The sequence below is a fragment of the Kitasatospora sp. NPDC032121 genome (genome assembly GCF_055580145.1).
In genome coordinates this window covers 568,136-588,704 of the sequence record NZ_JBVILX010000001.1, presented here as the reverse complement: position 1 = coordinate 588,704, position 20,569 = coordinate 568,136, and the positions used below count along the sequence as shown (strand labels likewise).

Below are 20,569 nucleotides of genomic sequence, written 5' to 3'. Positions count from 1 at the left end.
CCGGAGGCTAGGCGCGGCGGATGAGAGGCCGGTTAGAGGCTGACGGTTCGCTGGAAGAGCGCTGTGAGGAGGAAGGGCACGCCGAACAGCGCCGAGTCGGGCCCCTGGGCGGCCATCGGGCGGATCTCCAGCGGGGTGAACCCGCGGAACAGCGAGCGGAGTTCGTCCGGCGAGTAGGCCAGGCCGCCCTCCAGCGCGCCGAGCCGGTAGAGCTCCTCGTCGGGCCGCTCGGACCCCATCGCGCCGGCCGCGAAGGCGGTGACGGCGAAGTGCCCGCCCGGCGCCAGGACCCGGTCCAGCAGGGCCAGGTAGCTGACCCGGCGGTGCGGCGGGAGGTGGTGCAGGCAGCCGGAGTCGTAGACCAGGTCGTAGCGGGCGTGCGGGAGTTCGGCCTCGAAGATGCTCGCCCGGTGGAACCTCGGGCCGGTGTCCGTGTCGAGGCCGCCCGCCTCGCCGGCGCGCTCCTCGGCCCAGGCGATGGCGGTGGCGGAGAGGTCGACGGCGTCCACCTCGAAGCCGAGGGTGGCCAGGTGGATCGCGTTGCGGCCGTTGCCGCAGCCGAGGTCGAGCGCCCGGCCGGGGGCGAGCAGGCCGCGGTCGAGGTAGTGGGCCAGGTTCTCGTCCGGCTTGGGAGCGAAGAACGGGCGCCCGGCGGACCGGTCCGCGTAGAACCGGTCCCAGAACGGTTCGGCCGGCGGGAAGAGGCTGTCGAGGAGGGCGAGGACGTCTTCGGTGGTGCGGATCGTACGGTTCATGCGGCCGAGCCTAGGCGGCTCGCCGGACGGGTGCGCGGAGCGCGATGACCGCTGTACGGAGGCCTGTTGGGCCTGTCGACGGCCAGGTCGGGACGAGGGGCCGGGCCCGGGGCCGGCGGGCGGCGGCGCCCCCGCCAGGAGCCGGGAAGGGCCGTTTCCGCGGGGCGGGGAGAGGCGCCCGGGGGAGCGTTCCGGAAATTCCTCCGGGAACTTCCGGGTGAAGGGCCGAAGGGTGCGCGGAGCCGGTCAAAACGGCACGCCGGGGCCGGACATGACGGCGATGAGAACCTGGTGGGACCGTGACGGCCCGCGCCGCCCGTGTGCTAGGTTCGCGCGCATTCGAACGGTCCGGTGTGCACGGGGGGAAGCATGGTGGCGGTGCCGATGAGTGCCCGGTGGCTGACCGGGCTGGGGATCGTGGCGTTCCTGCTGCCGATGATCGCCATGACGGCGGGCCGCGGGACGTCGGCGCTGGTGTTCTACCTGCCCGCGCTGTTGTGCGTCGCGGTCTGTGCCGTGCCGTCGTTCTTCCGCCGCCGGGACCGTTTCCGGATCGCCTGCGCGGCCGCCGGGATGACGGTCGCGGCGGTGTCGGCTCCGCCGGGGGTCCTCGGCCTCTGGTTCGCGGTGTTCGCGCCGGGCTGGGCCCGCCTGTTCTACCTCGCCTTCCTCGCCCTGCCGGTCACCGCGATCGCCGCACTGATCGCCGGCTTCCAGCGGGCCAAGGGCCGCGAGAGCGGCCGGCGGGCGGTCGCGGTCGCCTGGGCGGCCACGGCGATCACGGTGGCCGGCTGGGGGTACATCGGCGGCCTCGCGATGGCCTGAGCGACGGACCTTCGAGAGGATCATCGGATTGCCGTCCCACGGCCCGGTCGGATAGGAAACTCGCATGCTCAGGGGAAGCAAGGTCGGGCTCAGGGCCCGGCACGAGGAAGACATCCCGGTCCTGCGGACCGAACTCTTCGACGACGTGGTCACCTCCGCGCGGTCCGAGGGCGCCCCGTGGCGGCCGGTCTCGCCCGGCTCGACGGACCGCCGGCTCGTGGTGGACGACACCGTGCCGACCCACGTGCCCTTCTCCGTCGTGGAGTTGGACGGCGGCGCGCTGGTCGGCACCGCGACGCTGTGGGGCATCGACACCCACCACCGGTCCGCGCACATCGGCCTCGGCATGCTGCCCTCCTGCCGCGGCAAGGGCTACGGCACCGACGTGGTCGCGGTGCTCTGCCACTACGGCTTCGTCGTGCGCGGCCTGCACCGGCTGCAGATCGAGACGCTGGCGGACAACGCCGGGATGCTGCGCTCCGCCGAGCGCAACGGCTTCGTCCGCGAGGGCGTGCTGCGCTCCGCGGTCTGGGTGATGGGCGAGTTCGTGGACCAGGTGGTGCTCGGGCTGCTGGACCGGGACTGGAAGCCGGACGGGAACCACCCCCGGCCGGAACGGCCCGGGGCCGGCGGATGATCACCGTCCCGGCCGGCCGGGTCACCCTCTCCGACCGTCGCACCCAACGCAGTTGGGCCGTCGAGGTGGCCTCGTACCGGCTGGCGGCCTGCCCCGTGACCCGCGAGCAGTACGAGGGCGCGACCGGCGACCACCGCCCCGCGCACAGCGTCTCCTGGCTCGACGCCGTCCGCCACTGCAACGAACTCTCCCGCCGTGAAGGCCTCGTACCCGCCTACGCGGTGGACGGCGAGGAGGTCTCCTGGGACCGCGCCGCCGACGGCTACCGGCTGCCCACCGAGGCCGAGTGGGAGCACGCCTGCCGCGCCGGCACGGACGGCCCGCGCTACGGCCCGCTGGACGAGATCGCCTGGCACCGCGGCAACTCGGGTGAGCGGGCGCACGAGGTGGGCGGGCTGCGCCCGAACGCCTACGGGCTGTACGACCTGCTCGGCAACGTCTGGGAGTGGTGCTGGGACCACTACGACCCCGAGGTGTACGGCAGTTACCGCGTGCTGCGCGGCGGCGGCTGGTTCGACGAGCACTGGAGCTGCCGCGCCTCCGTCCGCCGCCGCAGCCACCCGACCCTGCGGATCGACGACGTGGGATTCCGGCTCGCGCGCTCGATCGCCGGGTGAAGGCGGGCCGGTGAAGGACGGGTCGGGCGCGGTGAAGGCGGGCGCGGTGAAGGCCGGGCCGGGCGCGGTGGACGTCCCTCCGGCGCGGTGAGTCGCGGGCCCTCGGACATCCGTCCGGAATTTCTCGCGGAATCGAGGAACCGTCACGAACGGACCCGCGTTGGCGCCTGCATGAGTGACGAGAGATCCGATGAGCCGGTGTCCCTGCGCCCGATCGCCGAGGCCGACCTGACCGTGATCGAGGAGATGGTGAACGACCCGGAAGCCCTGGGTGAGTTCCAGTGGTACGGCTGGCGGGACCCGCAGCGGTTCCGCCGCCAGTGGCTGGAGGGCGGGCTGCTGGACGACCGGCAGTGGATGCTGGCGGTCGTCGTCGGGGGCGGGTTCGGCGGCTTCGTCGCCGCCAACCGCAGCGGGGTGCGGCCGTCCGCCCCGTACTGGAGCATCGGCGTGCAGCTGCGGCCCCAGGTGCGCGGGCGCGGGATCGGCACCCGGGCCCAACGGCTGCTGGTGGACTACCTGTTCGCGCACTCGCCGGTGATGCGGCTGGAGGCGGACACGGAGGCCGGCAACCTGGCCGAGCAGCGCGTCCTGGAGAAGCTCGGCTTCACCCGGGAGGGCGTGCAGCGCGCGGTGACCTTCCGCGGCGGCGAGTGGCGCGACGTCGTGCGGTACAGCCTGCTGCGCACCGACCCGCGGCCCTGACCGGCCCCGACAGGCTCCGGCGGACCTGGACGTAGCGGACCTGGACGCCGAACCACTCCTCGGCGAGGGCGTCCGGCGTCCGCGCCGAGGGCTTCGACTCCCGCAGGTGCCACGGCAGGTTGCCGTGCACGTGGAGCAGGGTGTACGCCCTCGGCAGGCGGGACTCGACGCGGCGTCCGTAGGCGTCCGGCAGGTGGCCGAGCAGGTGCGGGCCGGCCCGGGCGGTGAACGCGGCGCCGTTCCGCGGCGTCGGTTCTCAGCCCCCGTCCCGGCGGCTGCCGCAGGCGTCGGCGTCCGTGGCGACCGGCTCCGGGGTGGACGGGTCGCGGGTGAGCAGGTAGCGGGCGCCGGGCCCGGCCTCGCCCGCGCGGTCGGCGGCGTTGTAGAGGGCGCAGCGCGACAGCGAGAGGCACCCGCAGCCGATGCAGCCGGAGAGCTTCTCCTTGAGCCGCCGCAGTTCGGCGATCTGCTCGTCGATCCGGCTCTGCCAGGACTCGGCCACCCGGTCCCACTCGGTGCGGCTGGGGGCCGGGCGGTCGGGGAGGCGGTCGAGGGCGACCTTCGCCTCGTCCAGCGAGAGGCCGACCCGCTGGGCGGCGCGGACGAAGGCGATCCGGCGCAGCGTGCCGCGGGTGTAGCGGCGCTGGCCGCCGGTGGTGCGGGTGGCGTGGATCAGGCCGAGGCTCTCGTAGTAGCGCAGCGCGGAGGGGGCGAGGCCGCTGCGCCGGGCGAGTTGGCCGATGGTGAGCAGGTCGCTGTGGTGCGGGCCGGGGGCGTGGCGGGCTTCGGGCCGGGCTTCGGGGCGGTCTTCGTGGCGGGCGGTCACGGGGACCCACTCTAGCCATTTGACCTCAAGTCGGCTTTAAGTTGCACGATCGGGGGCATGACGACGAACCCGACGGCCGAGGCCGGGACCGGCACCCGTTTCGAGGACCTGCCCGCCCTGATGAGCCTGATGACCGGCGACGAGAAGCACGGCCCCGCCGCCACCTCCACCCTGGACGCGCTCTGGGTGCTCTACGACCGGGTGCTGCGGGTGGCCCCGGAGACCGCCGACGCGCAGGACCGCGACCGCTTCCTGCTCTCCAAGGGCCACGGCCCGATGGCGTACTACGCCGTGCTGGCGGCCAAGGGCTTCCTCGACCCGCAGGTGCTGCCGAGCTTCGGCGGCTACGACTCGCCGCTCGGCCACCACCCGGACCGCATGCTGGTCCCCGGCGTGGAGATCGCCTCCGGGTCGCTCGGCCACGGCCTGCCGCTGGCCGTCGGCACCGCGCTCGGGCTGCGGGCCCAGGGCCTGACCGACCCTGCGGTCTGGGTGCTGGTCGGCGACGCGGAGTTCGACGAGGGCTCCAACGCCGAGGCGGTGGCCTTCGCCGGGGCCTACGGGCTGGAGCGGCTGCACGTGGTGGTGATCGACAACTCCTCCGCCACCCACGGCTGGCAGGGCGGCATCGCCCAGCGGTTCGCGGCCGAGGGCTGGTCGACCGCGACGGTGGACGGCCGCGATCACGAGGCGCTGTACCGCGCCTACACCGCCGAGCACCCGGGCCGCCCGCACGTGGTGGTCGCCCGGGTCGAGCCCAAGTACTCCTGAGCACCCACGTACTCCTGAGCACCCACGTACTCCTGAGCACCCACGACTCCTGAACACGCCGAGCCCCGCCGACCTCCCGGCGACGAAAGGATCTTCACCGATGGACACCATGCGCGACCGCTTCGTGGCCGTGACCACCCGCCTGCTGGACGAGGACCCCCGGCTGGCCCTGGTGCTCGCCGACATCACCGCGGCCGCCTTCGCCCCGGCCCAGGAGATCCACCCCGACCGGGTGGTCAACGTGGGCATCCGCGAGCAGCTCCTGATCGGCGCGGCGGGCGGCCTGGCGCTCACCGGGATGCGGCCGATCGCCCACACCTTCGCCAGCTTCCTGATCGAGCGGCCCTTCGAACAGGTCAAGCTGGACCTCGTCCACCAGGGCGTCGGCGCCGTGCTGGTGAGCGCGGCGGGCTCGTACGACTGGCCGGCCGGCGGCCGCACCCACATGTCCCCGGGGGACGTCGCCCTGCTGGACACCCTGCCGGGCTGGACGGTCCACGTCCCCGGCCACCCGGACGAGGCCGAGCAACTGCTGCGCCACGCCTACGCGGACGGCGACCGCAACGTGTACGTCCGGCTGTCGGTGCAGCAGAACGCGGCCCCGCTGCCGGTCGAACCGGGCCGCTTCACCACCGTCCGGACGGGCTCGCGCGGCGCGGTGCTCGCCGTCGGGCCGATGCTGGACGCGGTGCTCGCGGCCACCGAGGGCCTGGACGTCTCCGTGCTGTACGCGGCGACGGTGCGACCCTTCGACGCCGCCGGACTGCGGGCGGCGCTCGGCGAGCGGGCCGATGTGGTGCTGGTCGAGCCGTACCTGGCGGGCACCTCCGCCGGCGAGGCGCACGCGGCGCTCGCCGACCGCCCGCACCGGGTGCTGGGCCTGGGCGTGCCGCGCGAGGAGCACCGGCACTACGGCTCGATCGAGGAGCACCTGGCCGCCTACGGCCTGGACGCCCCGTCGCTGCGGGAGCGGATCGGCACCTTCCTCTGGTAGGCGACTCCCACGGCGGGTTCCTGCCGGAGGTGGACGCTCAGACGGCGACGATCGCCACCGCGTCCGCCGCCAGCCGCACCGCCGGCCCCTCCAGCGCCGCCGCCCCGAAGGCCGCCACCACCTCGCGCCCGGTGGCCCCCAGCGCCGGCGCGGCCTCGCCCGGCCCGAGGTTGACGGCGATCCGGTACGGCCCCCGGTGCACCACCAGCAGGCCCGCCGCCTCGTCGTGCGTCACCCGCACCGCGCCGAGGTCCGGGTCGGACAGTTCCGGGCGCTCGCGCCGCAGCCGGATCAACGTCCGGTACCAGGCCAGCAGTTCGGTGTGCGGGGCGCGCCGGGGCTCGGTCCAGTCGAGGACCGAGCGCAGTACGGTGGCGGGTTCCTGCGGGTCGGGGACGGCCTCGGCGGCCCAGCCGTGCTCGGCGAACTCCCGCCGCCGGCCCTGCCGGACGGCCTCGGCGAGGTCCGGGTCGGTGTGGTCGGTGAAGTACTGCCAGGGGGTGGTGGCTCCCCACTCCTCGCCCATGAAGAGCATCGGGGTGAACGGCGAGGTGAGCACCAGTGCCGCGCCGCAGGCGAGCCGGCCGGGGGAGAGGCTGGTGGAGACGCGGTCCCCGAGCGCCCGGTTGCCGACCTGGTCGTGGGTCTGGAGGTAGCCGAGCAGTCGGTGTCCGTCGCCGAGCGGGGCGAACGGGCGCCCGTGGGTGCGGCCGCGGAAGGAGGACCAGGTGCCGTCGTGGAAGAACCCCCGGGTGAGCGCCTTGGCGAGGGCGGCGAGCGGCGCGCGCGCGAAGTCCCGGTAGTAGCCGTGGGATTCGCCGGTGAGCGCGCAGTGCAGGGCGTGGTGGAAGTCGTCGCTCCACTGGGCGGTGAGGCCCTGCCCGCCGGCCTCGGGCGGGGCGGTGGTGGCCGGGGAGTTGCGGTCGGACTCGGCGATCAGGAACAGCGGCCGGTTGGTTGCGACGGCCAACTTCCGTACTTTGCTGGAGAGTTCCTCCAGGAAGTGGACCGCCCGGTGGTCCACGAGGGCGTGCACGGCGTCCAGCCGCAGCCCGTCGATCCGGTAGTCGCGCAGCCAGGCCAGCGCGCTGCCGATCAGGTAGGCGCGCACCTCGTCCGAGCCGGGCGCGTCCAGGTTGACCGCCGAGCCCCACGGGGTGTGGTGCCGGTCGGTGAAGTACGGGCCGTACGCGGGCAGGTGGTTGCCGGAGGGGCCGAGGTGGTTGTGGACGACGTCCAGCACCACCCCGAGGCTCCTGCGATGGGCGGCGTCCACGAAGCGCTTGAGCCCGTCGGGGCCGCCGTAGGGCTCGTGGACGGCCCAGGGCGAGACCCCGTCGTAGCCCCAGCCGTGCTTGCCGGGGAACGGGCAGACCGGCATCAGCTCGACGAAGTCCACGCCCAACTCGACCAGGTGGTCCAGACGTTCGGCGGCGGCGTCGAAGGTGCCGCGGGCGGTGAAGGTGCCCACGTGCAGTTCGTACAGCACCGCGCCGGGCAGCGGCCGGCCGCGCCGGCCCTCCTGCGACCAGCGGAACGCGGCGTGGTCCACCGCGCGGCTCGGCCCGTCCGGCCCGTGCGGCTGCCGGGCCGAGCGCGGGTCGGGCAGCGGCGGGCCGTCGTCGAGCCGGAAGGCGTAGTCGCCCGCCGGAGCCTCGCCGGACCACCAGCCGTCCCGGTCCGGGCAGCGGGCCAACTCGTAGGCGAAGCCGTTGACTTCGACCCGCACGCGGTCGGCCGCGTGGGGCGCCCACACCTCGTAGGCCGGCATCATCCCCTCCTCGTCAGCAGCGCCACCGGCAGGGCCGCCAGCAGCTCGGCCACCGGCACCGCGCCCGCCGGGAAGCTCCGCCCGGTCAGCTCGTCCGTCCACGGCCCGCCCGCCGGCAGTTCCAGCACGGTGTCGCGCCAGCCGCCCGCCCGCTCCAGCCCGTACGGCAGCCGGGTGACGGCGGTGACCACGTCCTCGCCCCGGGCGAAGGCCAGCAGGTGGTCACCGGCGAGGCCCACGGCGTGCAGCGGCCGGTACGGGCCGAGCGGGTGGGAGCGGCGCAGGTGCAGCGCGGTGGCGGTGAGGTGCAGCTTCTCCCGGGCGAGGTCGCCGGGGCGCGGCGCGGCCGCGTCGGTCAGCCGCACGGCGAGCGCCCCGAAGTCCACCACGCCCCGGTTGTCCGGGTCCACCAGGGTGTACAGCGGCTCCTCGCTGCCCTGGTAGAGGTCCGGCACGCCCGGCACGGTGAGGTGCAGCAGCGCGGCGGCGAGGGTGTTGGCGCGGGCGTACGGGGCGAGGGCGTGCACGGCGCCCTCGATCCTGGGCAGCAGCCCGGGGTTGCCGTGGACGGAGCGGGCGCGCTGCTCCAGGGCCCGCTCGTAGCCGGGGTCGGGGCTGGTCCAGGAGGTGTGCAGCTTGGCCTCCCGGGCGGCCTTGAGCAGGGCGGCGACCAGCCGGTCCGGGTCGATCGGCCAGGCGGCGACCAGGGTGTGCCAGAGCAGCCAGTCGGCGTCCCGGTCGAAGCCGGGGCCCGCGGCGGTGGACCACGCGGCGGCCTCGGCGGCCCAGGCGTCCGGCCGCTCGGCGAGCACGGCGAGGCGGGCCCGGGCGTCGGCGCTGCGCTTGGTGTCGTGGGTGGAGAGCGCCGTCATGCTGTGCGGCCAGGTGCCCTCCAGGTAGCGGCACCAGTCGTGGAACTCCGCCGGGTGCAGCCCGGGCCGGGCGGGCTCGCCGCCGACCTCGTTGAGGCCCGGCAGGGCGTTCCAGCGGTAGAAGGCGGTGTCCTCGACGCCCTTGGCGGCCACCGCGGCGGCGGTCTGGGCGAAGCGCGCGCAGAACTCGTCCTTGTCGGCGCCGCGGCCCAGCTCGCCGAGCGCGAGCGCGGCCACCAGCCGGTCGGTCGGGTCGGCGGAGCCGTCCAGGGCCGCCCGCAGCTGCTCCACCGACGCCGTCGACGGCGCCTCGCCGGGCCGGGCGTACGGCCGGTACGCCGGGTAGCCGGTGAGCAGCCGGCCGAGCGCCGCGCGCAGCTGCCTGGGCGCGTGGTCGGCGTGCGCGGGCTCGGCCGCGCCGATCCGCAGCGCGATCCGCACCAGCCGCTCGACCTCGGCGGCGAGCTCGCCGTCCGGCCCGGCCATGTCGGCGCGCCCGCGCCGGGCCTCGGCGATCGCGGGGTGCGGGTCGGCACAGAGGTCTCGGACCGGCCCGCCGTGCAGGAAGGACTCGTACGCCCCGGCGAGGCGGCAGGCACCCGCGTGGTCGATGAGCACGCCGTCGATCCGGCGCAGCGCGTCGTAGCCGGTGGTGCCGGCCACCGGCCAGTCCGCGGGGAGCCGCTCCTCGCCGGTGAGGATCTTCTCGACCACGACGTACGCCCCGCCGGTGGCCGCCGCCAGGCGCTCCAGGTAGCCGCGCGGGTCGGCGAGCCCGTCCGGGTGGTCGATCCGGAAGCCGTCCAGGACGCCGTCGGCGTGCAGCCCGAGGAGGACGGCGTGGGTGGCGGCGAACACCTCCGGGTCCTCGGCGCGCAGCGCGATCAGCTCGTTGACGGTGAAGAAGCGCCGGTAGTTGAGCTCGGTGCGGGCCAGCCGCCACCAGGCCAGCCGGTACCACTGGCGGGCGAGCAGCTCCGGCAGCGGCAGCTCCTCGGTGCCGGGGCGCAGCGGCAGCTCGTGCCGGTGGTAGCGCAGCACCCCGGCGTCCACGGTGAGCTGGTCCAGCACCGCGCCGAGCCGGTCGCCGAGCAGCGGCAGCAGCACCCGCCCGCGCCCGGGGGCGTCGACGGGGCCCGCCTGGGCCGTCCAGTCGATGTCGAACCAGCGCGCGTACGGCGAGTCGGGCCCGTCGCGCAGCACCTGCCACAGCGGCCGGTTGAGCCGCTCGGGGGCGGGCACGGCCATGTGGTTGGGCACCACGTCGGCGATCAGCCGCAGGCCGTGGCGGTGCGCGGCGGCGGCCAGCTCGCGCAGCGCCGGCTCCCCGCCGAGCTGCTCGCTGATCCGGGTGTGGTCGACGGTGTCGTACCCGTGGGTGGAGCCGGGGACGGCCTCCAGCAGCGGGGAGAGGTGCAGGTGGGAGACGCCGAGGGCGGCCAGGTAGGGGACGGCGGCGGTGGCGTCGCGGAGGGTGAAGCCGGGCTGGAGCTGGAGGCGGTACGACGACGAGGGGACGGCGGCGGCCGGGCGGGGCTGCGCGGGCTCGGCGGCGGGGGTCATAGCTCCATAGGTACCCGGGGGAGGGCGCCGCCAAGACCCGCTGCTGACCCGAACAGGTGACCTATCCGGCCGTCCGAAGGGCCGCGCCGCTCCCGGGGAACGGCCGGGCACCGCCTGCGAGGACCCGCTTCGAGGACCGCCTTCGGGTACCGCCTGCGCGCGCCGGCTACGCGGGCCGTTGCAGCACCATCAGCGAGCGGTCGGTCAGCCACAGGCGGTCCCCGGCCTTGACCCGCGCGCCGGTGCCGGGGGCGGGCAGCCGGGGCCGGGCGGTGTCGACCACGACCTGCCACTCCTGCCCGTGGTCGGCGGGCACGGTGAACTCCAGCGGCTCGAAGTGGGCGTTGAACATCAGCAGGAAGGAGTCGTCGACGATCCGCCCGCCGCGCCGGTCCGGCTCGGAGATCGCGTAGCCGTTGAGGAAGACGGTCAGCGACTTGGCGTGGCTGGCGCCCCAGTTGCGCTTGGTCATCTCCTCCCCGGTCGGGGTGAACCAGGCGATGTCGGTGAGGTCGTCGAAGCCGCCGGAGGCGGACACCGGCCGGCCGTGGAAGAACCGCCGCCGCCGGAACACCGGGTGGTCGCGGCGCAGCCAGATCATCCCCTGGGTGAACTCCAGCAGCCGCGCCTGCGGCCCGTCGCCCTCGGGCCAGTGCACCCAGGTGAGCTCGTTGTCCTGGCAGTAGGCGTTGTTGTTGCCCAGCTGGGTGCGGCCGAGCTCGTCGCCGTGCGAGAGCATCGGCACGCCCTGGGAGAGCATCAGGGTGGCGATGAAGTTCCGCTGCTGGCGCTCCCGCAGCTCCTCGACGGCCGGGTCGGCGCTGGGGCCCTCGACACCGCAGTTCCAGGAGCGGTTGAAGGACTCGCCGTCCCGGTTGTCCTCGCCGTTGGCCTGGTTGTGCTTCTCGTTGTACGAGACCAGGTCGCGCAGGGTGAAACCGTCGTGGCAGGTCACGAAGTTGATCGAGGCGATCGGGCGGCGGCCGTCGTCCTGGTACAGGTCGGAGGAGCCGGTGAGCCGGGAGCCGAACTCGGCGAGGGTGGCGTTCTCGCCGCGCCACAGGTCCCGCACGGTGTCCCGGTACATGCCGTTCCACTCCGTCCACAGCGGCGGGAAGTTGCCCACCTGGTAGCCGCCCTCGCCGAGGTCCCAGGGCTCGGCGATCAGCTTGGCCTGGGAGACCACCGGGTCCTGCTGGACCAGGTCGAAGAAGGAGGACAGCCGGTCCACCTCGTGGAACTGCCGGGCGAGGGTGGCGGCGAGGTCGAAGCGGAAGCCGTCCACGTGCATCTCGGTCACCCAGTAGCGCAGCGAGTCCATGATCAGCTGGAGCACGTGCGGGCTGCGCATCAGCAGGCTGTTGCCGGTGCCGGTGGTGTCCTCGTAGAAGCGCTGGTCCCGGGCGAGGCGGTAGTAGGAGACGTTGTCCAGGCCGCGCAGCGACAGCGTCGGCCCCAGGTGGTTGCCCTCGGCGGTGTGGTTGTAGACGACGTCCAGGATCACCTCGATCCCGGCCGCGTGCAGCGCCTTGACCATGGACTTGAACTCCTGCACCTGCTGGCCGCGGTCGCCGGTGGAGGAGTAGGAGGAGTGCGGGGCGAAGAAGCCGACGGTGTTGTAGCCCCAGTAGTTGGCCAGGCCGAGGTCCCGCAGCCGGTGGTCACGGACGAACTGGTGCACCGGCATCAGCTCGATCGCGGTGATGCCGAGCTTGGCCAGGTGCTCGATCACCGCCGGGTGGGCCAGGCCCGCGTACGTCCCGCGGATCTCCTCGGGGATGCCCGGGTGCAGCCGGGTGAGGCCCTTGACGTGGGCCTCGTAGATGACGGTGCGGTGGTAGTCGGTGCGCGGCGGGCGGTCGGTGCCCCAGTCGAAGTACGGGTTGATGACCACCGAGTGCATCGTGTGCGGGGCGGAGTCCAGGTCGTTGCGGCGCTCGGGGGCGCCGAAGTGGTAACCGTAGACCGACTCGTCCCAGTCGATGTGCCCGCTCATCGCCTTGGCGTACGGGTCCAGGAGCAGCTTGGCACTGTTGTGCCGCTGGCCCAGGCCCGGGTTGTACGGACCGTGCACGCGGAAGCCGTAGCGCTGGCCGGGCTGGACGCCCGGAAGGTAGGCGTGCCGTACGAAGGCGTCCGTCTCGCGCAGTTCGACGGCCGTCTCGGAGCCGTCCTCGGCGATCAGGCACAGCTCGATCCGGTCGGCGCTCTCGGAGAACACCGCGAAGTTGGTGCCGGCCCCGTCGTAGGTGGCGCCGAGCGGGTAGGGCGTACCGGGCCAGACCTGCATGACTCCTCAACTTCCTTCCTGGCGACGGAAACTGGCACGTGATCCGAGGGCGATCCGGATCGCCTGCCCGGACCGGACGCTCTCTTCCCGGCCGGGCGGCCGGGCATGTGCGCGACCGGGCGCCGTGACGCACGGCACAGCGGCCGCGACGGGCGGCACAGCGCATACTCCCCGAGCCCGTCCCCGGCGGCCGGGACATCCGGCCCGGGTTGGGCCGAACGAGCGCCCACCGGGCATTCGTGTGAAGAATGCGCCCGGTGGTGCGGGGGAGCCCCCCGGGCATCCGGCTGCGAGCGGCTCGCGCCGGGCAGTACCCTTGATCGTCCGGCCGCGTGGGCGGGCCTCCAGGAAGTCACAGGGAGTCAGCGGCCCCCGCGCCCGCGGGGGCCGGCCGCAGCAGACCAGACGAGGTGGCGCATGGTGTTCCCCGCCGACGGCCCCGGCCGGGGCGCGGCCCGCAGCGAGGCGCCCACGGTCGTCATGCGCCCCACCCTGACCGGCCGGGCCCTGGTGCCCGCCCAGGGCGGCCCGGTCGAGGTGCCCGCCCTGGCCTGGTCGGCCGGCGAATGGGAGGACGCCTACCAGCGGGTCCGGCTGTCCGGCCGCGCCTACGTCTGGCTCAACCTCGTCGAACAGCGGCTGCGCGCCCTGGTCGACGAGGTGCTGCACCCGATCTACGCCCCCGCCCACGGCGAGGACTGGGTCACCGCCGCCGCCGGGCCGGCCGGCGAGGAATGGGCGCACCGGGCCGGAGCCGTCCGCGAGGTCAGCCGCCGCAAGGGCTACCTCCTCGACCCGGCCGACGACGACCCGCTGGTCTTCCTCACCCTGCCCCAGCTGCGCGAACTGATGGTGCAGCACTGGCCCTGCTTCGAGCCGTACCTGGCCGACCGGCGCGAGATCGAACTGGCGCTGGACGAACTGGAAGTGGCCCGGCACGTGGTCTCCCGCAACCGGGCGCTCACCCAGACCGTGCTCGCCCAGACCGAACGGGCCGCCGCCCGACTGCTGGCCGTGCTGGACGGCGGCGCCGGCGGGGTGCCCGCCGACGTGGTCGAGTCCCTGGTGGCCGGCCGGTACGCCGACGTCGTCGCCGTGCACGCCGACCGGGTCCGGCTCCAGCGCGACCTGCCCGTCGAGGACCTGCTGGACGGCGCCCGGCGCCTGGACGCGCTCGGCATCGGCCTCGGCATGCTCTGCCAGAACTACACCGGCAAGCGCCTGGTGCGCCTGGCCGGCGAGGGCTGCCGGGTACGGCTGCTCTTCCTCAACCCGGCGAGCAGCGCGGTGCGCCGCCGCGAACGCGAACTCGGCCTCAGCCGCAGCGAGTTGTCCCGCTCCATCGAGATGAACATCATGCACGTGCGACGGGTGCGGGCCCGGTTGCGGGACCAGGGCGGCTTCGAGATCCGGGTCTTCGACGAGACCCCGCGCTTCACCGCCTACCTCGTCGAGGGCCCCCGCACCGCCGGCCAGGCCGGCGGCCGACGGCAGGGCCGCGACCTCGGCGTCGTCCAGCCCTACCTGCGCCGCGCCCGCGGCATGGAGTCCCCGGCCCTGGTGCTGCGCGGCGGCGCCGGCCAGCAGCCCGGCGGCACCGAACCCGGACTGCTGGAGGTCTACCGCGAGGAGTTCGAGGGCGTCTGGGCCGACTCCCGGCCCGTCTCCTGAGCCGCGCACCCTCGAATGAGGCGCTGGTCGGGGCGGTCGCGCCGCCTCCGGACCGCGGCCGTGAACAGCGAACCCGACTGGAGCCTGCGCCCCGCCACACCCGAGGTCCCTGCGCTCTTGAGTCGGCGGTGGACGGCGAGGTACGCCGCGGCCTCCCTTCGCCGATGTCGGCGATCCGGCCCCGGTATCCGGCTCGCACACCGTCGAGGACCCGCTCGAGCACGGCCCGGCGCAGTGGATCGGGCGTGGCATCGACGCCTGCCCGGACCTCGCGACGGTGATGACGCCGAGGCGGCGCTCATGGTCGGCTCCTTCGCCCCGGTCCGAGGAACAGCGCAGGGCGGGCGGGCCCGTGATCGGGCTCCCCGTGGGTCGGGCTGTCGGTGGGGCGGGTGATGATAGGGGCTGTTTCGAGAGGCAGGACGGAAGGACACACCTGATGAGCTGGTGGCAGCAGCCACTGGTCGGCTTCGACCTGGAGACCACGGGCACCGACCCGGCCGTGGACCGCATCGTCACGGCCGCACTCGTGGACACCGTCGGGGCCGCCCTGGTGGGCACCGCGCACTGGCTGCTCGACCCCGGGGTGCCGATACCCGCCGAGGCGGAGGCGATCCACGGGATCGGGGACGAGGTGGCGCGGAGCAAGGGCAGACCGGCGAAGGAAGCGGTGGAGGAGATAGCCGCCGCGCTGTGCGAGCGGATCGCCGACGGGCGGCCGGTGGTGGCGTTCAACGCGCCGTTCGACCTGTCGCTGCTCGACGCCGAGCTGCGCCGGCACGGGCTGGCGACGCTCGCCGAGCGCCTGGGCCGCCCCGTCGGGCCGGTGCTGGACGCGCTGGTGATCGACCGCGCCGTGGACAAGTACCGCAAGGGCTCGCGCACCCTGCAGCGGGTCTGCGAGCTGTACGGGGTGGAGCTGACGGACGCCCACGAGGCGGGCAGCGACGCGCTGGCCGCCGTCCGGGTCGCCGTCGCGCTGGCCGGCCGCTACCCGAACGAGGTCGGCGCGCTGGACCCGGCCGAGCTGCACCGGCGGCAGATCGACTGGTACCGGCAGTGGGCCGAGGGCCTCCAGGCCTGGCTACGACGCGGCAAGGACCCGCAGGCGGTGATCGACCCGCGCTGGCCCGCCCGGTGACGGACGCCCGCCCGGTACGCCCCGCCCGCCCCGCGGCCCCGCCCGGCTTCCTCGCGCTCGCCGCCGAGGTCGAGCCCTGGTTCGGCCCGATGGCCGCCGAGCCGGGCTTGCGCCGCGCCGGGCCCCGACGGCCTTACGCGGCCGGGAAGTCGAAGGTGTAGCCCTGGGCGACCAGCCAGGGCAGCAGCTGCTTGAGCGCGGCCACGGTCTGGCTGCGGTCGCCGCCCCCGTCGTGCATCAGGATGACGCCGCCGGGCTTGAGCTGCTTCTGCACGGCCGAGACGATCGCCGGCGTCCCCGGCCGCGCCCAGTCGCGCGGGTCGACGGACCAGCCGAGCGAGGACATCCCCAGGCTCGCGGTGATCTGCTCGTTGTCGGCGTTGAAGCCGCCGCCCGGGGCGCGGAACCAGCCGACCTCGGTGCCGGGGCCGCCCGCCTGGACGATCATGTCCCGGGCGGCGGTGATCTCTTGCACGGCCTTGTCGTGCGGGAGCTTCGCGAACGGCTGCGGGTGGTGGACGCTGTGGTCGCAGAGCCGGTGCCCGGCGGCCAGGACGCGCTTGACCATGGCCGGGTTGGCGGCGGCGTTCTGGCCGATCTCGCAGAAGGTGGCCTTGACGTGGTACTGGGCCAGCAGGTCGAGGATCTGACCGGTGGCCGGGCCGGGGCCGTCGTCGAAGGTGAGTGCCACGGTGCGGCCGCCGGAGGCGGTGGAGCCGATCACGGTGCCCGCCCCGGTGTGCGGGGGCGGCGCGGCGGGCGAGGACGGGTCGGCGGCCGGTGCGGTCGGGGTGGCGGCCGGCGTGGCGGGCGCGGTGGACACCGGGGAGCCCGTGGCCGCGGGCGGGTTCGGCTTCGCCGGCGCCGACGGGGCGGAGGCGGGCGCGGAGGGGGCCGCAGGGGAGACCGGCGGCGCGGCGTCCGAGCCGGGTGCCGGCGCGATGGTGGTCGCCGCCGTCCCGCTCGGCCGGGCGGCGTCCGGGGACGGCGTCCCGGCCGCGGCGGCGCTCGGCGCCGCCTGGGGCGCCTTGTCGGCCGTCCCGCACGCGGCCAGCCCCAGGGCGGCGGCCAGCGCCGCACAGCCCGCCAGCAGCCGGCGCCGGGAGCGGGACGGTCGGGTCGGGGCGAAGGGGCGGCGGCGGGCGGTCCGGTGCATGGCGGCGGCTCCTGAGGTGCGAGTACGGTGCCGATCTCTCGGGTCAGGACGACTGTCCGACAGGACGCCGATCGTACGTTCCTCGGTTGCGGACCGGACCGGACCGCCGTAAGAGTCTTCTCACACCCGCCCCGGTGGCACAGCCGCCCCGCCACGGGTAACGGGAGGGCCGTCAGAACGGGTACCAGCGCACCTCCGCGGCCCCGTCCCGCAGCGAGTCCACCCGGCGCCGGAACTCCTTCAGCGCGGCCGGGTTGCTGGCCGCCTGCTGCGCCACCCAGGAGGCGCTGGCGGTCTCCCGGGCGCCGCGCAGCACCGTGAAGCCGGGCCACTCGCGCACGTCCCACCCGTACGCCTCGGTGAACGCCCGGTACTCCTCGGCGGGCACGCCGTACCGGTCCTGGCTGAGCGCGAGGACCACCAGGTCGTGCTCGCGCAGGTCGTTCGCCATGAACTCCAGGTCGAGCAGCACCGGGCCTTCGGGGCCGATGTGGACGTTGCGCGGCAGCGCGTCGCCGTGGATCACCCCGGGGTGCAGCTGTGGGACGAGGTCCGGCAGGGCGGCCTCGAAGGCGTCCCGGCGGTGGCGCAGGAAGGCGACGTCCGCCGGGTCGACGTGGCCCTCGGCGGAGGCCAGCCAGCGTTCGACCGGGGCCAGCAGGTCGCGCCGGCCGAGCGTGAAGGGCGGCAGCGGCAGCCGGTGCAGGGCGCGCAGCAGCGGGGCGAGGTCGACCGGGCGGGCGGGCCGGACGGCGGGCGCGAGCCGGTGCCAGAAGGTGACCGGGTGGCCGTCGGCGAGCTGCGGCTCGGGCGCCACCGCGTCGTACGGGCGGACCACCGGCACGTCCTGCCCGGCCAGCCAGTGGGCGAGGGCCAGCTCGCGGTGCGCCCGGTCGTACAGCTCGGGGCCGCGGCCGACCTTGGCGACCACGGCCGGGACGCCGAGGTCGAAGACGGCGTTCTCGCCGAGCGCGAGCAGCGTGGCCCCGTCGGGGGCGGCCAGTCCGGCCGACTCGCAGGCCTGGGCGAGCAGCAGCCGGGCGCGGCCCTCGTCGAAGGGGATCATGACTGGTTCCGTTCCGCCGACGTTCGTCCGGAGGATCCCGGACGGTGATCATCATGACGCACGGACACCGGGCCCCGCGCGTTGCGGGACCCGGCGTCGGGGCGTTCCGGCGGGGGCTCAGACCCCGGCCCGGCGGTGGCGCGCCCCCTCCGTGGCGGCGGCGGCCGGCCGGGCGGGCGGCGCGGCCCCGTCGGCGCCGAGCGGCGGGACGGACTCGCCGTGCGAGAGGTCCGGCAGCCAGTGCAGCCAGCGCGGCAGGTACCAGTTGCGCTCGCCCAGCAGCGTCATCACCGAGGGCAGCAGCACCGCGCGGATCACCGTGGCGTCGATCAGCACCGCGACCGCCAGGCCCACGCCCATCTGCTTCATCACCTGCATGGACAGCGAGCCGAAGACCGAGAACACCCCCACCATGATCACCGCGGCGCTGGTGACCACCCCGGCCGTGGAGCGGATGCCGTGGGCGACGGCGGCCCGGGTCGGCAGGCCGCGGTCACGGCCCTCCTTGATCCGGGAGACCACGAACACGTGGTAGTCCATCGAGAGCCCGAAGAGGATCACGAAGAGGAACAGCGGCACCCAGGACTCCACCGCGCCGACCCCGGCGGTGCCCAGCAGCGAGGCGCCCATGCCGTGCTGGAAGACCAGCGTCAGCACCCCGTAGGCGGCGCCCACCGAGAGCAGGTTGAGCACCACGGCGGTGGCCGCGACGACCGGGGAACGGAACGAGGTGAGCATCAGCAGGAAGGCGAAGGCGACGACGAAGCCGAAGACCAGCGGCATCGAGCCGGTCATCTTCCGGTTGAAGTCGTACGAGGCGGCGGTCTGGCCGGTGACCGGCGCCTCGGTGCCGGGCACCTTGAGCACGGTGGCGGGCAGCAGGTCCTCGCGCAGGCTCTTCAGGGCGTCGTTGCTGGTGGCGTCGTTGCCGCTGCCGTTGAGCGGGATGCTGACGACGGCCACGTTCCGGTCGGCGTGCACGGCGACCTCCACCGGGCCGTGCATCCGCCCGCCGGCCAGCGCCCTGGCCTGGAGCTCGGCGATCGCGGCGGTCATCGCGGGGGAGTCGATGTCGGCGGCCCTGATCACCACGGTGGCGGGGGCGGGGCTGCCGGGGAAGGCGGCCTCGATCTTCTGCGAGGCGGCGACCAGGGCGTTGCCCCTGGGCAGCTGCTGCTGGAAGGTCAGCTTGGCGGTGTGCATGGTGAGCAGCGGTGCGGCCAGGGCCAGCAGGAAGGCGCAGGCGAGCACGGTGGCGGCCAGCGGGCGGCGCAGCACCGGGGTCAGCACCGCGTTCCAGAACCGTCCGCCGTCCTGTCCGGTGTCCTGGCGGCGCAGCTTGGCGAGGAACGGCACCCGGCCCTTCTCGACCCGGTCGCCGAGCAGCGACAGCAGCGCGGGCAGCACGGTGAGCGAGCCGAGCACGGCGGTGATCACGACCACGATGGTGGCGAAGGCCATCGCCTTGAAGGTGGAGATCCCGGTGAGGAACATGCCGGCCATGGCGACGACCACGGTGATGCCGGAGACCAGCACCGCCCTGCCGCTGGTGGCGGCGGCCACGGCCAGCGCGGTGGCGGCGTCGCGTCCGGCGGCCCGCTCCTCGCGTTCGCGGCGCAGGTAGAACAGGCAGTAGTCGACGCCGACGGCGAGGCCGACCAGCAGCATCACCGAGCTGGCGTCGCCGCTGGTGTGCAGGAACCCGCTGCCGAGCGCGACCAGTCCGGCGGCGGCGACGAAGGCGGTGAGCGCCAGCACCACCGGCAGCACGGCGGCGACCAGCGCGCCGAAGGCGACCAGCAGGATGCCGAGGGCGAGCGGCACGGCCGTCCACTCGGCGCGGGCGAAGTCGTTCGTGAGCTGGTCCTGCACCCACTTGCCGGAGCTGGCGTCGCCGAGCTGGACCACGGTCAGGCCGGGGTTGCGCTTCTGCACGCCGGCCACCGCGTCCAGCACCGGCTGGACGTGGTCCACGGCCTCGGTGGCGTCACCCTTGAGGGTCAGCGTCACCAGCGCGGAGTGGCCGTCCGCGGAGACCGCCTTGGTGTCGTACGGCGAGTGGACCTCGGCGGCCTCGCCGGTGCCGTTGACGGCGGCGACCACCTGGGCGACGACGGCGCGGAACTCCGGGTCGTCGGCGCCGCGGGTGGCGCTCTGGACCAGCACGGTCTCGCCGGCCGGGCTCTTCAGGCCGGCCTCGTCGAGGATCCGCGCGGCCCGGGAGACCTGCCCGGGGACCTGCTCGGCTTCGGTGATCTTCGTACTGCCGTGCAGGCCGCCGAGGACGGCGGTCAGGACGACGAACAGCAGCCAGCCGAACACGGCCGTCCTGCGGTGCCGGGCGCTCCAGGCGCCCATCGCCGCCGCCAGGCCGAGTCTGGGCTTCACGGGCTTCACGGTGGTTCTTCCCCCCTGGGAGATTCGGCGGTCGTCGCCGGACGGGAGCGGCGGCGGCCCCGGGTCGCGGGAGCCGCCGATCGCGGTGCGCCGACTGCGGTCCGGCGTCCCGATCGACAGTAGGGAAGCGGGGGTTGACGGTTAATCCGGCTGGCGGGTGGCCTCTTCCTGGTGCTCTCCTCGGGGGCCGGGTGGGGTTTTCCCTACCCCCGGACCCCGAGATCTCCTCCTGAGGGGTAGGGGATCCACCTCCACCCTGAGGGGGAGAAGTCTCCACCCGCAGTACGAGGTCAACGGGCCCGCGTCCGGGAGAAACTGGGCGGGGCCGCTTCGTGGCGGCCCGACGGGGGTTGAAGCACGCGGGGGCTCCTTGCCGGGCGGCAAGCAAGTGCTCGTAGGATGATGCCCCAGATCCACTTACCTGCCGACCGGCAAGGGAGCGTCCGCGGGCGTTCCCGAGCCGGCCTTGCCGTCGCCCCGAAACCCGTCCCCCGAGGGCTGCGGTGAACCAT

Annotated in this window: 16 protein-coding genes; 8 read left to right on the top strand and 8 right to left on the bottom strand. The window is 74.6% G+C overall.

From position 1 onward, the window contains the following. Nucleotides 1-32: 32 nt before the first annotated feature. A complete protein-coding gene (locus tag ACZ5OX_RS02695) occupies nucleotides 33-755 on the bottom strand; it encodes a class I SAM-dependent methyltransferase (RefSeq protein ID WP_465628389.1) in 723 nt (240 codons plus the stop codon). Nucleotides 756-1,139: 384 nt separating this feature from the next. On the opposite strand from ACZ5OX_RS02695, the gene ACZ5OX_RS02690 reads away from it, so the two are divergent. From ACZ5OX_RS02690 to ACZ5OX_RS02675, 4 genes are all read left to right on the top strand, one after another. Then, a complete protein-coding gene (locus ACZ5OX_RS02690) occupies nucleotides 1,140-1,580 on the top strand; it encodes a hypothetical protein (RefSeq protein ID WP_465628387.1) in 441 nt (146 codons plus the stop codon). 64 nt (nucleotides 1,581-1,644) lie between these two features. Further along, the gene (locus tag ACZ5OX_RS02685; protein WP_465628385.1) at nucleotides 1,645-2,217 is read left to right on the top strand and encodes a GNAT family N-acetyltransferase; all 573 of its coding nucleotides are present in this window, start codon (nucleotides 1,645-1,647) and stop codon (nucleotides 2,215-2,217) included. Then, nucleotides 2,214-2,834, top strand: coding sequence for a formylglycine-generating enzyme family protein (locus ACZ5OX_RS02680; protein ID WP_465628383.1), 621 nt, complete (start codon nucleotides 2,214-2,216; stop codon nucleotides 2,832-2,834). Before ACZ5OX_RS02685 ends, ACZ5OX_RS02680 begins: the two co-directional genes overlap by 4 nt. A 171-nt stretch (nucleotides 2,835-3,005) precedes the next feature. Next, entirely contained in the window at nucleotides 3,006-3,539 is a 534-nt protein-coding gene (locus tag ACZ5OX_RS02675; protein ID WP_465628381.1) for a GNAT family N-acetyltransferase, read from the top strand. Nucleotides 3,540-3,795: 256 nt separating this feature from the next. Here ACZ5OX_RS02675 and soxR read toward each other — a convergent pair whose 3' ends face one another. Further along, nucleotides 3,796-4,365: a redox-sensitive transcriptional activator SoxR gene (gene soxR, locus ACZ5OX_RS02670; RefSeq protein WP_465628379.1), complete on the bottom strand. Its 570-nt coding sequence runs from the start codon at nucleotides 4,363-4,365 to the stop codon at nucleotides 3,796-3,798. A 57-nt stretch (nucleotides 4,366-4,422) separates the two neighbouring features. Here soxR and ACZ5OX_RS02665 point away from each other — a divergent pair, with 57 nt between their 5' ends. After that, the gene (locus ACZ5OX_RS02665) at nucleotides 4,423-5,136 is read left to right on the top strand and encodes a thiamine pyrophosphate-dependent enzyme (protein WP_465628377.1); all 714 of its coding nucleotides are present in this window, start codon (nucleotides 4,423-4,425) and stop codon (nucleotides 5,134-5,136) included. A gap of 100 nt (nucleotides 5,137-5,236) precedes the next feature. After that, nucleotides 5,237-6,130 (top strand): transketolase family protein, encoded by an 894-nt coding sequence (locus ACZ5OX_RS02660; protein ID WP_465628375.1) that lies wholly within the window; start codon nucleotides 5,237-5,239, stop codon nucleotides 6,128-6,130. 37 nt (nucleotides 6,131-6,167) lie between these two features. Here ACZ5OX_RS02660 and treZ read toward each other — a convergent pair whose 3' ends face one another. From treZ to glgX, 3 genes are all read right to left on the bottom strand, one after another. Further along, entirely contained in the window at nucleotides 6,168-7,901 is a 1,734-nt protein-coding gene (gene treZ / locus ACZ5OX_RS02655) for a malto-oligosyltrehalose trehalohydrolase (RefSeq protein ID WP_465628880.1), read from the bottom strand. Further along, nucleotides 7,901-10,336 carry a malto-oligosyltrehalose synthase gene (treY, locus tag ACZ5OX_RS02650; protein WP_465628373.1) on the bottom strand — a complete coding sequence of 812 codons (2,436 nt, stop codon included), beginning with the start codon at nucleotides 10,334-10,336 and terminating at the stop codon, nucleotides 7,901-7,903. Before treY ends, treZ begins: the two co-directional genes overlap by 1 nt. Before the next feature lie 166 nt (nucleotides 10,337-10,502). Next, nucleotides 10,503-12,626: a glycogen debranching protein GlgX gene (gene glgX, locus ACZ5OX_RS02645; RefSeq protein ID WP_449789756.1), complete on the bottom strand. Its 2,124-nt coding sequence runs from the start codon at nucleotides 12,624-12,626 to the stop codon at nucleotides 10,503-10,505. Between the two features lie 480 nt (nucleotides 12,627-13,106). On the opposite strand from glgX, the gene ACZ5OX_RS02640 reads away from it, so the two are divergent. Further along, a complete protein-coding gene (locus ACZ5OX_RS02640) occupies nucleotides 13,107-14,297 on the top strand; it encodes an SAV2148 family HEPN domain-containing protein (protein WP_465628879.1) in 1,191 nt (396 codons plus the stop codon). 439 nt (nucleotides 14,298-14,736) lie between these two features. Beyond that, nucleotides 14,737-15,438 carry an exonuclease domain-containing protein gene (locus tag ACZ5OX_RS02635; RefSeq protein ID WP_465628371.1) on the top strand — a complete coding sequence of 234 codons (702 nt, stop codon included), beginning with the start codon at nucleotides 14,737-14,739 and terminating at the stop codon, nucleotides 15,436-15,438. Nucleotides 15,439-15,571: 133 nt separating this feature from the next. On the opposite strand, the gene ACZ5OX_RS02630 is transcribed toward ACZ5OX_RS02635, so the two are convergent. The 3 genes from ACZ5OX_RS02630 to ACZ5OX_RS02620 all read right to left on the bottom strand — a co-directional run bounded on the left by ACZ5OX_RS02630 (nucleotide 15,572) and on the right by ACZ5OX_RS02620 (nucleotide 20,018). After that, nucleotides 15,572-16,594, bottom strand: coding sequence for a polysaccharide deacetylase family protein (locus ACZ5OX_RS02630; protein ID WP_465628369.1), 1,023 nt, complete (start codon nucleotides 16,592-16,594; stop codon nucleotides 15,572-15,574). A 172-nt stretch (nucleotides 16,595-16,766) separates the two neighbouring features. Beyond that, nucleotides 16,767-17,660, bottom strand: a complete 894-nt coding sequence (locus ACZ5OX_RS02625) for a phosphotransferase enzyme family protein (protein ID WP_465628368.1) — start codon at nucleotides 17,658-17,660, stop codon at nucleotides 16,767-16,769. 117 nt (nucleotides 17,661-17,777) lie between these two features. Further along, on the bottom strand, nucleotides 17,778-20,018 hold the full coding sequence (locus ACZ5OX_RS02620; RefSeq protein WP_465628878.1) for an MMPL family transporter: 2,241 nt from the start codon (nucleotides 20,016-20,018) through the stop codon (nucleotides 17,778-17,780). Nucleotides 20,019-20,569 lie beyond the last annotated feature (551 nt).